This is a genomic window from Microbacterium sp. SL62 (assembly GCF_026672635.1).
GTDB lineage: Bacteria > Actinomycetota > Actinomycetes > Actinomycetales > Microbacteriaceae > Microbacterium > Microbacterium testaceum_A.
In genome coordinates this window covers 2,079,621-2,092,005 of record NZ_JAPPRM010000001.1, presented here as the reverse complement: position 1 = coordinate 2,092,005, position 12,385 = coordinate 2,079,621, and the positions used below count along the sequence as shown (strand labels likewise).

General features: G+C 68.7%; 10 protein-coding genes. 6 read left to right on the top strand and 4 right to left on the bottom strand.

Annotation, left to right across the window (positions count from 1 at the left end):
- Positions 1-25: 25 nt before the first annotated feature.
- The gene (sepH, locus tag OVA26_RS09950; RefSeq protein WP_268103997.1) at positions 26-1,054 is read right to left on the bottom strand and encodes a septation protein SepH; all 1,029 of its coding nucleotides are present in this window, start codon (positions 1,052-1,054) and stop codon (positions 26-28) included.
- Between the two features lie 221 nt (positions 1,055-1,275).
- On the opposite strand from sepH, the gene OVA26_RS09945 reads away from it, so the two are divergent.
- Entirely contained in the window at positions 1,276-1,569 is a 294-nt protein-coding gene (locus tag OVA26_RS09945) for a DUF4193 domain-containing protein (protein WP_056231545.1), read from the top strand.
- On the opposite strand, the gene OVA26_RS09940 is transcribed toward OVA26_RS09945, so the two are convergent.
- Positions 1,544-2,035, bottom strand: coding sequence for a DUF3093 domain-containing protein (locus OVA26_RS09940; RefSeq protein WP_056231549.1), 492 nt, complete (start codon positions 2,033-2,035; stop codon positions 1,544-1,546). The two genes, OVA26_RS09945 and OVA26_RS09940, sit on opposite strands and share 26 nt — an antisense overlap.
- Positions 2,036-2,047: 12 nt before the next feature.
- Here OVA26_RS09940 and dut point away from each other — a divergent pair, with 12 nt between their 5' ends.
- The 5 genes from dut to dxs all read left to right on the top strand — a co-directional run bounded on the left by dut (position 2,048) and on the right by dxs (position 8,977).
- Positions 2,048-2,503: a dUTP diphosphatase gene (dut, locus tag OVA26_RS09935; protein WP_056231552.1), complete on the top strand. Its 456-nt coding sequence runs from the start codon at positions 2,048-2,050 to the stop codon at positions 2,501-2,503.
- Entirely contained in the window at positions 2,500-3,135 is a 636-nt protein-coding gene (locus OVA26_RS09930) for a DUF3710 domain-containing protein (RefSeq protein WP_268103996.1), read from the top strand. Before dut ends, OVA26_RS09930 begins: the two co-directional genes overlap by 4 nt.
- Positions 3,132-3,887, top strand: coding sequence for a DUF3159 domain-containing protein (locus OVA26_RS09925; protein ID WP_074694959.1), 756 nt, complete (start codon positions 3,132-3,134; stop codon positions 3,885-3,887). The genes OVA26_RS09930 and OVA26_RS09925 overlap by 4 nt, the downstream gene beginning before the upstream one ends.
- A gap of 133 nt (positions 3,888-4,020) precedes the next feature.
- The gene (acnA, locus tag OVA26_RS09920) at positions 4,021-6,861 is read left to right on the top strand and encodes an aconitate hydratase AcnA (RefSeq protein ID WP_279367022.1); all 2,841 of its coding nucleotides are present in this window, start codon (positions 4,021-4,023) and stop codon (positions 6,859-6,861) included.
- Between the two features lie 166 nt (positions 6,862-7,027).
- Positions 7,028-8,977 carry a 1-deoxy-D-xylulose-5-phosphate synthase gene (dxs, locus tag OVA26_RS09915; protein ID WP_268103994.1) on the top strand — a complete coding sequence of 650 codons (1,950 nt, stop codon included), beginning with the start codon at positions 7,028-7,030 and terminating at the stop codon, positions 8,975-8,977.
- A 61-nt stretch (positions 8,978-9,038) separates the two neighbouring features.
- Here the strand turns inward: dxs and OVA26_RS09910 are convergent, their stop codons facing one another.
- Together OVA26_RS09910 and OVA26_RS09905 are read right to left on the bottom strand one after the other, a co-directional pair.
- Positions 9,039-11,177, bottom strand: coding sequence for a 3-hydroxyacyl-CoA dehydrogenase NAD-binding domain-containing protein (locus OVA26_RS09910; RefSeq protein WP_268103993.1), 2,139 nt, complete (start codon positions 11,175-11,177; stop codon positions 9,039-9,041).
- Positions 11,174-12,382, bottom strand: coding sequence for a thiolase family protein (locus tag OVA26_RS09905; protein ID WP_268103992.1), 1,209 nt, complete (start codon positions 12,380-12,382; stop codon positions 11,174-11,176). Before OVA26_RS09905 ends, OVA26_RS09910 begins: the two co-directional genes overlap by 4 nt.
- Positions 12,383-12,385: the final 3 nt, after the last annotated feature.

Genomic DNA, 12,385 nt, shown 5'->3' with positions numbered 1-12,385 from the left:
GCCGTGAGCCGGGGGAGGACCCGCGTCAGCTCTCGTCGGAGCGGGCCCCGAAGACGATCTCGTCCCACGAGGGCATCGACGGACGTCCCTTCGTCCGGCGGCCGTTGTCGGACGAAGGTCGCTCGGGTTCGCCCGCGGACTCGTCAACATCGTCGGCGTACCCCGGCTCGACGGCGTCGAACAGGGCCACGGGGGCGCTCGACGAGGGGCGCGGCTCGGGCTCGATCTCGGTCGCGCCGGGCAGAGGTTCGCGCTGTCCGCGTCGACGACGCAATGCCTCGAGCAGATCGGCGGTCTCGGCCGAGGTGACGGGGGCATCGGGCGCTCGCTTGATCGCCGCAGCCTGAACGGCCGCGGCGACGGGACCGGTCGCCTCGACGCCCGGCTCGTCGTCGATGTCGATGCGGCGAGGCCCGAAGGCTCCGCTGTCGAACCGCGAGTCGTCCTTCGAGACGTTGTCGAGAGCGCGCAGACGGGGGATCAGCCCCTCGGGGAGTGATCCCTGCCGCGACAACTGGATCGCGTCGGCGTTCTGCGGCGAGAGGATGCTGCGGCGCGGGTCGAAGCTCCAGCGCGCGTCGTGGTCGATGCCGTTGGCGGTGAACTCGAGCTTGACGGACCAGCCCGACGACTCCTTCCAACTCGTCCATCGCTCGGCGGAGGCACCGGCCTCGGCGAGCTTCGCCCGGACGGCCGCACCGAAGGTGATGGGGGAGTCGTGCTCGAGAGTGCCACCCAGCAGGACCGGGACGGCCAGCGCCTGGGCGACGACGTGCTCGCGCTCCGCGAGCACGGGTCCCTCGAAACGCTCGACGTCTTCGACGCGGGCGTTCAGCAGCGTCGCCACCTCGCGCGCCGACAGGCCGGCGCGGATGTGCGCCTGGATCTCTCGGGGGCTCGGGCGCGGGGCACGGTCGTCGTCCTCGCGGTCCCGACGCGCACGGCGCGCCTCAGCGCGCAGCACCTCATCGAGCGCGAGGGCGAAGCGTTCGCCCGCCTGCGTCGCCACGACGAGGACGTCATCTTCGGTTCCGATGACTTTGAGCTGTTCCATACGAAACACCCCTCCGATCTGCGGTCAGCGTTCATGCTGACACGCACACGGTCCGCATCCGGGAATATCGCGGGCGCGCCGCGAGTTTCCCGTCAGGCCTGACACGCACGCCCGTCTCGGAGCATTTGCTTATCGAGGACGGGTCATGCAAACTATGGCCGCCCGATCGGGCACCCGATGGGGCACAGCACCACGAAAACCGGAAGTAGAGACCTGCACGCATGGCAACCGATTACGACGCACCGCGCAAGACCGAGGACGACAGCGAGTCGATCGAGGCCCTCAAGGAGCGCGTGCCTGACAAGGCGTCGGGGTCGATCGACAACGAGGATGCCGATAACCCCTCGGGCTTCGAACTGCCCGGCGCCGACCTTTCCGACATCGAGCTCGATGTCGTCGTGCTTCCCCCCCAGGAAGACGAGTTCACCTGCATGAACTGCTTCCTCGTGAAGCACCGTTCGCAGATCGCCGAAGAGAGCGGCCCCGGCTTCATCTGCCTGGAGTGCGCAGCCTGACCTGAGCGCGCTGGATCGCCGCCACCAGGCGGTCCGGCGTGCGGGTGGACACCACCCACGACGGAGTCGGATCATCGGGATCGATCACGGGAACCGTGACGATCCCGTCGATCCCGCCCCGGATGACATGCCACGCCCGGTGGTCGAGACCACTCCCACGGGCGGTACGCGCTTCTTCGGCGATGACGCCGGTGGGAACGCCCAGAAGATCGACCGGGATGTGCGCCCGTCCCGCTCGGAACTCCCCGTCACGGATCTCGATGACCGGTGCGAGCGCGAGAAGGCCCGTCACGATCGCCACCGACACGAGCAGCCCGATGAAAAGGGCCAAGGTCGTGTCGAGCGGGGAGAAGACGACGGCCGCCATGGGGCCGCACACGGCTGCGGCGACCAACGCCCACAGCGACGGGCTCAGACGCTCTCGATACTCGGCTGCGGTGCGGATGCCGCACCCCCTCTTCTGCATTACCCTCGTGGGGTGACCGAAACGGTGGACGTCCTCATTGTCGCATCCGAGCCTCCGGTCTTCGCCCACCCCGGCGACGCCGGAGCCGACCTGACCGCCGCCGAGGCGGTACGCCTGGAGCCCGGGCGACGCGCTCTCGTCTCGACGGGTGTGCGCATCGCACTTCCCGAGGGATACGCCGCGTTCGTCGTGCCACGCAGCGGCTTGGCCGCCAAACACGGCATCACGATCGTGAACGCGCCCGGCACGATCGACGCCGGGTACCGCGGCGAGATCAAGGTCGCCCTGTTGAACACCGACCTCGACGAGGCCTATGACATCGCGGTCGGAGACCGCATCGCCCAGCTCATCGTGATGCCCGTCCCGGCCGTGCGCTTCGTCCCCGTCGACGAACTGCCCGACAGCGTGCGCGGTCAAGGCGGCTTCGGATCGAGCGGATACCAGACTCTGCAAGGGAGCACCCGATGACCGACGACGAGTCGCAGACCACGCCCGACACCGCCGACCAGCCCGGAAACGAAGCGGTGCAGGCGATCAAGAGCGCCCCCACCGATCGCGAGACCGCGGGTCCGTTCGACGAGGCCGAGGCGAACCCCGTCCGCCCCTACATCGACCTGGGTGGCATCAAGATCCTCCCGCGCGAGGGGCTGAACCTCCGCCTGGAGGTCGAGGAGCAGACCAAGCGCATCGTGGCCGTGGGCCTCGACTACGCCGACTCCACCCTGCAGGTGCAGCCCTTCGCCGCGCCGCGCTCGAGCGGCCTGTGGGAAGAGACGCGGGAGCAGATCCGCCAGCAGGTCAAGCAGCAGGGCGGCCGCGTCGAAGAGCGCGAGGGCCCGCTCGGTCCCGAGCTGCTCGCCGAGGTGCCCGTCATGGCCGGCGCGGACGGCGCCGCCAAGCGCCTCGCGCGTTTCGTGGGCGTCGACGGGCCCCGCTGGTTCCTGCGCGGGGTCGTCGGGGGAGCCGCGACCAGCGACGTCGACGCAGCCGCCGCCGTCGAGGACCTCTTCCGCTCGATCGTCGTGGTCCGCGGATCGTCACCGATGCCGCCGCGCGACCTCATCCCCCTCCGGATGCCGTCGAGCCCCGGAACCGCATGAGCGACGACTCCGCACGCCCGGCGCGAGAAGACGACCGCGTCCCCCTCGACCCGCCGTCCGCGGCGGACAGCGTCAGCGCGGCTCTCGGCAACGCCGCGCGCCGCGCGGGGCTCGACCCTTCGAAGCACACCTCGACCGGGGCCGCCGTGTGGTCGGCGATGGGCGGGGTGCGCGGCATCCTGGAATCCGTCCTGCCCTCGCTCGCGTTCGTCGTGCTCTTCACCGTCACGATCGACCCCGAGACACGCCAGGGCAACCTGTGGGTGAGCCTCGGGGTGTCCGTCGGGCTCGCCGTCGTCTTCACCCTCGCGCGTCTGATCGCCAAGTCGCCCCCGAGCGCCGCGATCGGCGGACTCCTCGCGACCGCGGGCGCCGCCGTCCTGTCGCTGGTGACGGGCCGCGGGCAGGACAACTTCGTGCTGGGCTTCTTCACGAACGGCGCGTACGGAACGGCGTTCCTCGTCTCGGCCCTCATCGGCTGGCCGCTGATCGGTCTGGCCGCCGGGTATCTGCTCGGCGAGGGCACGCGCTGGCGCGCCGACAAGCGCAAGCGCCGCGCCTACACGTGGCTCTCGATCGCCTGGGCCGCCCTGTTCGTCGCACGACTCGCCGTGCAGCTGCCGCTGTACTTCGCGGGAGACGTGACCGCGCTCGGCACGCTCAAGATCGTCATGGGCCTGCCGCTGTTCGCCCCGATGCTGGCGGTGACGTGGCTCGTGGTGCGGGCTCTCCACCCTCGCCGAGAGTCCTGATAATATCTTGACATCAAGATAAATCCGCAGCTCCGAGCGGTTAGGTCGACCTTCCTGGAATCGACCTCTCCGCGCGGGGAAGATGGAGAAATGCGGGCTGACGCCTGCGCATTCGCCGACGAAGGAGACGATCGTGTCCACGGTTGACAGCTTCGGTGCCAAGAGCACCCTGACGGTCGGCAGCACCGACTACGAGATCTTCCGCATCGACACGGTCGCCGGTCACGAGAAGCTCCCGTTCAGCCTCAAGGTGCTGCTCGAGAACCTTCTGCGCACCGAGGACGGCGCCAACGTCACCAAGGAGCAGATCGAGGCCCTCGGCTCGTGGGTCCCCACGGCCGACCCCGACACCGAGATCCAGTTCACGCCCGCTCGCGTGGTCATGCAGGACTTCACCGGTGTGCCCTGCATCGTCGACCTCGCCACCATGCGCGAGGCCGTGACCGCCCTGGGCGGCGACCCCAGCAAGATCAACCCGCTCTCGCCCGCCGAGATGGTCATCGACCACTCGGTCATCGCCGACCTGTTCGGCAGCGAGAACGCCCTCGAGCGCAACGTCGAGATCGAGTACGAGCGCAACGGCGAGCGGTACCAGTTCCTCCGCTGGGGCCAGACGGCCTTTGACGACTTCAAGGTCGTCCCCCCGGGAACGGGAATCGTGCACCAGGTCAACATCGAGCACCTCGCCAAGGTCATCTACGACCGCTCGGTCGACGGCGTGCTCCGCGCCTACCCCGACACCTGCGTCGGCACCGACTCGCACACCACGATGGTCAACGGCCTGGGCGTGCTCGGCTGGGGCGTCGGCGGCATCGAGGCCGAGGCCGCGATGCTCGGCCAGCCCGTGTCGATGCTGATCCCGCGCGTCGTCGGCTTCAAGCTCTCGGGCGAGATCCCCGCCGGCGTGACCGCGACCGACGTCGTCCTCACCATCACCGACATGCTGCGCAAGCACGGCGTCGTCGGCAAGTTCGTCGAGTTCTACGGCGAGGGCGTCGCCTCGGTGCCGCTGGCCAACCGCGCCACCATCGGCAACATGAGCCCCGAGTTCGGCTCGACCGCCGCGATGTTCCCCATCGACGACGTGACGCTCGACTACCTGCGCCTGACCGGCCGCGACGAGCAGACCGTCGCCCTGGTCGAGGCGTACGCCAAGGAGCAGAAGCTCTGGCACGACGCCGACCGCGAGCTCGTCTTCAGCGAGTACATGGAGCTCGACCTGTCGACGGTCGTCCCCTCGATCGCCGGTCCGAAACGCCCCCAGGACCGCATCCTGCTGTCCGAGGCCAAGAATCAGTTCGAGAAGGACATCCTCAACTACGCGGGCGCGTCGGTCTCCGACTCGATCGTCGACCTCGAGGTCGACGGGACCTTCCCCGCATCCGACCCGGGCTCGGTTCCCGGCGAAGAGCACGAGGACGTCACCGAGAGCGAGGTGCTGATCTCTTCGGGTCACCCCGCCAACGCGTCGAACCCCGTCAAGGTCACCACCCCCGACGGCCAGTCGTACCTGCTCGACAACGGCGCGGTCACGCTCGCGGCCATCACCTCATGCACGAACACCTCGAACCCCTCGGTCATGATCGCGGCGGGCCTGCTCGCCAAGAACGCCGTCGACAAGGGCCTCAAGCGCAAGCCGTGGGTCAAGACGACGCTCGGCCCCGGCTCGAAGGTCGTCACCGACTACTACGAGAAGTCCGGCCTCGACAAGGCGCTCGAGGGTCTCGACTTCTACACCGTCGGCTACGGCTGCACCATCTGCATCGGCAACTCGGGACCCCTCATCGAAGAGGTCTCCGAGGCTATCAACGAGAACGACCTCGCCGTCACGGCCGTCCTCTCGGGTAACCGCAACTTCGAGGGGCGCATCAGCCCCGACGTGAAGATGAACTACCTCGCCTCGCCGCCGCTGGTCGTCGCCTACGCCCTCGCCGGCTCGATGAACTTCGACTTCGAGACCGACGCCCTGGGCAAGGACCAGAACGGCGACGATGTCTTCCTGAAGGACATCTGGCCGGCCCCCGACCAGGTGCAGACGATCATCGACGCCTCGATCTCGCGCGAGCAGTTCATCCAGCAGTACGCCACCGTCTTCGAGGGCGACGAGCGCTGGAAGAACCTGCCCACCCCGACCGGCCCGATCTTCGAGTGGGATGCCGACTCGACATACGTCCGCAAGGCCCCGTACTTCGACGGCATGACCATGCAGCCCGATGCTGTGCGCGACATCACCGGCGCACGCGTCATGGCGACGCTGGGTGACTCGGTCACGACCGACCACATCAGCCCGGCCGGAAACATCAAGGCGGGTACCCCCGCCGCGCAGTACCTGATGGAGCACGGCGTCGCGCAGAAGGACTTCAACTCCTACGGCTCGCGTCGCGGCAACCACGAGGTCATGATTCGCGGCACGTTCGCCAACATCCGCCTCAAGAACGAGCTCACGGCAGCGGTCAACGACGGCACGGTCGTCGAGGGCGGCTACACCCGCGACTTCACCCAGGAGGGCGGCCCGCAGTCGTACATCTTCGACGCGAGCCAGAACTATCAGGCGCAGGGCACCCCGCTCGTCATCTTCGGTGGCAAGGAGTACGGCTCCGGCTCGTCGCGCGACTGGGCGGCGAAGGGCACCAACCTGCTGGGCGTCAAGGCCGTCATCACCGAGAGCTTCGAGCGCATCCACCGCTCGAACCTGATCGGCATGGGCGTCGTTCCGCTGCAGTTTCCCGCCGGCGAGAGCTGGAAGTCGCTGGGCCTCGACGGCACCGAGATCGTCTCGATCGAGGGCCTGGAGCAGCTCAACGAGGGCGTCACGCCGAAGACCGTGAAGGTCACCGCCGAGCCGAGCGAGTTCTCGCCCGAGGGCAAGCAGGCCGTCACGTTCGACGCCGTGGTCCGCATCGACACCCCCGGTGAGGCCGACTACTACCGCAACGGCGGCATCCTGCAGTACGTGCTGCGTTCCCTGGTCTGACCCGCTTCATCGATGTGCCCCGGGAGCCTCGCGCTCCCGGGGCACATCGCGTTCGCAGAGAGTACACGGCCTCGGCGCGCAACCCGTTGCCGGGCCCCTCGCACCCTCGGAGACTAGAATCGACCCGTACGCGCGGCCCCCGCGCGCATCGCACGAGAGGAGTCTCATGGCTCTCCTACCCGGCATTCACGGCCCCCGTGACCTCGACGAACTGAACCCCGACCAGCTACGACAGCTGGCCGCGGAGGTCCGTTCGTTCCTCGTCGAGAACGTCGCCCGCACCGGCGGGCACCTCGGTCCGAACCTCGGCGTCGTCGAGCTGACGATCGCCCTGCACAAGGTCTTCGATTCACCGTCCGACCCGATCATCTTCGACACCGGGCACCAGTCCTACGTGCACAAGATGCTTACCGGTCGACAGGACTTCTCAGCTCTCCGCTCGCGCGGCGGCCTCGCGGGCTACCCGCAGCGTTCCGAGAGCGAGCACGACGTCGTCGAGTCCTCGCACGCGTCGAGCTCGTTGAGCTGGGCGGACGGCGTGTCGCGCGCGTTCAGCCGCACCGGTCGTCGAGACCGTCATGTGATCGCCGTCGTGGGCGACGGCGCCCTCACTGGCGGCATGACCTGGGAGGCCCTCAACAACATCAGCGACGACAACGAGCGCAATCTCGTGATCGTCGTGAACGACAACGGCCGGTCCTACGCCCCCACCATCGGGGGCATGGCGCGCTACCTCAACCGCGTGCGCACGAACGACGCCTACCGGACGCTCCACCGCGGCTCCGACACCCTCTTCCGTCGCCTGGGCCCCGCGGCGCGTGCCGTCTATCGCGGCGTCCGCGGCGGCACCCACGGCTTCCTGTCGCGCTTCACCAACAACGAGGCGCTGTACAGCAACCTCGACATCAAGTACCTCGGTCCCATCGACGGCCACGACTTCGAGTCGCTCATCGAGACCCTCGAGCTGGCGAAGTCGTACGGTGCTCCGGTCATCGTGCATGCCATCACCGACAAGGGCAGCGGCTACGCCCCGGCGATGAGCGACGAGGCCGACCAGTTCCACGCGGTGGGCAAGATCGACCCGATCACGGGCGAAGCCCTGGGCTCGGGCGGCGGTCTGCAGTGGACCGACGTCTTCGCCGAAGAGCTCGTGAAGGTCGGCGCCGAGCGCCAGGACATCATCGCGATGACCGCGGCCATGCTCCGCCCCACGGGTCTGCAGCACTTCGCCGAGAGATTCCCCGAGCGCGTGTACGACGTCGGCATCGCGGAGCAGCACGCCGTGGCATCCGCCGCCGGTCTGGCCTTCGGCGGCCTCCACCCGGTCGTCGCCATCTACGCGACGTTCATGAACCGCGCGTTCGACCAGGTCATGATGGACGTCGCCCTGCACAAGGCCGGCGTCACGTTCGTGCTCGATCGCGCCGGCGTCACCGGCCCCGACGGCCCGAGTCATCACGGCATCTGGGATCTGGCGATGCTGCAGCTGGTCCCCGGCATCCGCATCGCCGCCCCGCGAGACGCCGCGCGCCTGCGCGAGGTGTTCCGCGAGGCCACCGCGGTCGAAGACGCGCCCACCGTGGTGCGTTACCCCAAGGGCAAGGTCAACGACGACGTCGAGGCGATCGAGCGCCTCCACGACGGCGTCGATGTGCTGAGCCGCGGCTCGAGCGAAGACGTGCTGCTGGTCGGCATCGGTCCGATGGTGCACCTCGCCCTCGAGGTCGCCGAGCGTCTCAAGGCGCAGGGCATCGGCGCGACGGTCATCGACCCGCGCTGGGCGATCCCGGTGCAGCCCTCGATCGTCGAGTTGGCGCGCGAGCACCGTCTCGTGATCACGATCGAAGACGGCATCCGCGTCGGCGGCGTCGGCACGCGCGTGCGGCAGGTGCTGCGCGAGGCGGGCGTCGACACGGCCGTCGACGAGCTCGGCATCCCCGATGAGTTCATCGACCACGCGACGCGCGAGCAGATCCTCGAGGATGCCGGCCTGACGGCCTCGAAGATCGCACACGACGTGGTCGCCCAGGTGCTGGGCACGCGCATCCCCATGGCGCGTCAGACGCCGACCGGCTCGATCCCCACGATCGAGGAGTGGGAAAAGTCGCGCCCGTAGACCCGCACGAACCACAACGGCGCCGCCCCCTCGGGGACGGCGCCGCTGTCGTATCCGGAGCTCAGGCCCCGATGCCGCGAATGGGCGGCTGGTGGAACGTGTCGCCGAAGGCGCGCTCCGACGCCCCCTCGCGGTCGAGGTAGGGCGAGGCGCCACCATCGATGAAGGGCCAGCCGGCGCCGAGGATGAGGCACAGGTCGATGTCCTGCACCTCGGGGACCACGCCCTCGTCGAGCATGATCTTGATCTCCTGGGCGAGACCGTCCTGCACGCGAGCCAGGATCGTCTCGGGCGCAACGGGCGTCTTACCGGTCACGAGCACTTTCTGCGCGGCCTTGGTCCAGCCGGTCACCCGGCCGCCCTTGTCCTTCTCCACGACCTCCGGCAGAGCCGCGAGCTCGTGAAAGTTCTCGGACGAGAAGAACCGGTCGGGGAAGGCGTGCGCCATCGTGTCCTGCACGTGGGCGGCGACCTTCCAGCCGACGAGGTCGATGAGCTGGAACGGCCCCATCGGCAGTCCGAGGGGCGCGAACGCCTTCTCGACCACCATGATCGGCGTTCCCTCGTAGACCGCGCGAGCAGCTTCGCCCATGACCTTCGCCAGCAGGCGGTTCACCACGAAGCCGGGTGCGTCCGCGGTGAGCACGGCGTTCTTGCCGAGACCCTTCGCGACGACGAAAGCCGTCGACAGTGCAGCGTCGGAGGTGGCATCCGTCTTCACGACCTCGATGAGCGGCATGACCGCGACGGGGTTGAAGAAGTGGAAGCCCACCAGGCGCTCCGGGTTCTGCAGCACCGAGCCGATCTCGGCGACCGAGAGCGACGAGGTGTTCGTGGCGAGGATGGCGTCGTCGGCGACGATCTTCTCCATGGCCGAGAACACCTCCTGCTTGACGCCCACCTCTTCGAACACGGCCTCGATGACGAAGTCGCAGTCGGCGAACTCCGACCGGTCGGTGGTGCCGTGCACGAGCGCGCGCAGCTGATTCGCCGTGTCGCTGTCGAGGCGGCCCTTGGCCTCGAGCTTGCCGATCTCTTCTCGAATGGATGCCACGCCCTTGTCGACCCGACCCTGATCGAGGTCGGTGATGATCACGGGTACCCGGAGCTTCCGCACGAACAGCAGCGCGAACTGCGAGGCCATGAGACCCGCGCCGATGACGCCGACCTTGGTGACCTTCTTCGCGAGAGCCTTGTCGGGGGCCCCGACCGGACGCTTGGCGCGCTTCTGCACGAGGTCGAAGGCGTACATGGATGCCGCGAACTGGTCGCCCGTGATGAGCTCGGCCAGCGCCTCGTCTTCGCGCGCGAAGCCCTCGGCCTTGGTGCCGCTCTTCGCCTTGTCGAGCAGGTCGAGCGCGACGTAGGGGGAGCGGGGCACGGTGCCGATCTTCGACTCGAGCATGCCGCGGGCCATCTTGATGGCGATGGGCCACTTGGTGAGGCGCTCGAGCTTGCCCGGCTCGTTCTTGCGCTCGACGCGCACCCGACCGGTGAGCACGCCATCGGCCCACCGCAGCGAGTCCTCGAGGTAGCTGGCCGCCGGGAAGATGGCATCCATGATCCCGAGATCGAAGGCCTGCTGCGGCTTGAGCATGCGGTTCTGCTTGAGCGGGTTCGAGATGACGACCTCGAGCGCGTTCTCGATACCGATGAGGTTCGGCAGCAGGTAGGCGCCTCCCCAGCCGGGGATGATGCCGAGGAACACCTCGGGCAGCGCGATCGCCGCGGCGGAGGAGTCGACCGTGCGATAGGTCGAGTTGAGCGCGATCTCGAGACCGCCGCCGAGCGCGAGGCCGTTGACGAACGCGAACGAGGGGACGCCGAGCTCCGACAGCGACCCAATCACCTGATGTCCGCGCTGTGCGATGAGGCGCGCGACATCTTTCGAGGGCAGCGTCGCCACGTCGGACAGGTCGGCGCCCGCCGCGAGGATGTACTGCTTGCCGGTGATCGCGACGGCGTGAATCTCGCCGGCGTCGGCGCGCTTCTTGAGCGCCCCGAGCGTCTGCCCGAGCTCGGCGAGGGTCGCAGGTCCCAGCGTGTTGGGCCGGGTGTGGTCGCGACCGTTGTCGAGGGTGATCAGCGCGAGCACGTTGCCCGAGGGCAGACGCACGTCGCGGACGGGGGAGTGGGTCACCACCTCGTCGCCGGTGAGGGCGTCGAGGGGCGTGAAGTCGATCGAGGTGTAGTTGCTCACGTGCGCTTCTTCTTTCCGTCGAAGAACGGGTTCTCCCAGATGACCGAGCCGCCCTGACCCAGGCCCACGCACATGGCGGTGAGGCCGTAGCGCACGTCGGGTCGCTCGGCGAACTGCGCCGCCAGCTGGATCATGAGACGCACTCCGGATGCCGCGAGCGGGTGGCCCAGGGCGATGGCGCCACCCCAGGGGTTCACGCGCGGGTCGTCGTCGGCGATGCCGAAGTGGTCGAGCAGCGAGATTACCTGGATGGCGAAGGCCTCGTTGAGCTCGAACAGGCCGATGTCGTCGATCGTGAGGCCGGCCTTCTTGAGGGCCTTCTCGGTCGAGGGGATCGGGCCGATGCCCATGATCTCGGGCTCGACGCCGGCGAAGGCGAACGACACCATACGCATCTTGGGCGCGAGGCCGAACTCCTTCACGGCGCCGGCTCCGGCGAGCAGGCTGATGGTCGCACCGTCCGTGAGGGGCGAGGACGTACCGGCCGTGACGCGCCCGTGGGGGCGGAACGGCGTCTTGAGCGTCGCGAGGCCCTCGACGGTGGTCTCGGGGCGGCGCCCCTCGTCCTCCGTGGCGAGACCCCACGCGCCCTCGGCGTCCTTGACGGCGACCGAGACCAGGTCGGGCTGGATCTTGCCCGCCTCGTAGGCGGCCTGCACCTTGTGCTGGCTGGCGGCGCCGAAGCGGTCGGCGCGCTCCTTCGTCAGGTGCGGGAAGCGGTCGTGGATGCGTTCGGCGGTGACGCCCATGTTGAGCGCGCCCGGGTCGACGAGCTTCTCGGCCACGAAGCGCGGGTTGGGGTCGACGTTTCCGCCGATGGGGTGGCGTCCCATGTGCTCGACGCCGCCGGCGAGGGCGAGGTCGTACATGCCGACGCCGATCGAGGCGCCCATCGTCGTGACGCTCGTCATGGCGCCCGCGCACATGCGCTCGATCGCCAGGCCCGGCACCGTCATCGGCAGACCCGCGAGGATCGCCGCGGTGCGCCCGAGGGTCAGTCCCTGGTCACCGGTCTGCGAGGTCGCGGCGATCGCCACGTCGTCGATCCGGTCCTTGGGCACGTCGCCGTTGCGTTCCATCAACCCGATGATCGCCTTGACCACGAGGTCGTCGGCGCGGGTGTTCCAGTACATGCCTTTTTCGCCGGCGCGCCCGAAGGGGGTGCGCATTCCGTCGACGAAGAAGACGTCCGTCATCTCGGCCACTCT

Coding starts and splice junctions, on each gene's coding strand:
- OVA26_RS09940 (WP_056231549.1), bottom strand. CDS start 2,035: ATGCAGAAGAGGGGGTGCGGCATCCGCACCGCAGCCGAGTATCGAGAG.
- dxs (WP_268103994.1), top strand. CDS start 7,028: ATGGCTCTCCTACCCGGCATTCACGGCCCCCGTGACCTCGACGAACTG.
- OVA26_RS09930 (WP_268103996.1), top strand. CDS start 2,500: ATGACCGACGACGAGTCGCAGACCACGCCCGACACCGCCGACCAGCCC.
- sepH (WP_268103997.1), bottom strand. CDS start 1,054: ATGGAACAGCTCAAAGTCATCGGAACCGAAGATGACGTCCTCGTCGTG.
- OVA26_RS09945 (WP_056231545.1), top strand. CDS start 1,276: ATGGCAACCGATTACGACGCACCGCGCAAGACCGAGGACGACAGCGAG.
- OVA26_RS09925 (WP_074694959.1), top strand. CDS start 3,132: ATGAGCGACGACTCCGCACGCCCGGCGCGAGAAGACGACCGCGTCCCC.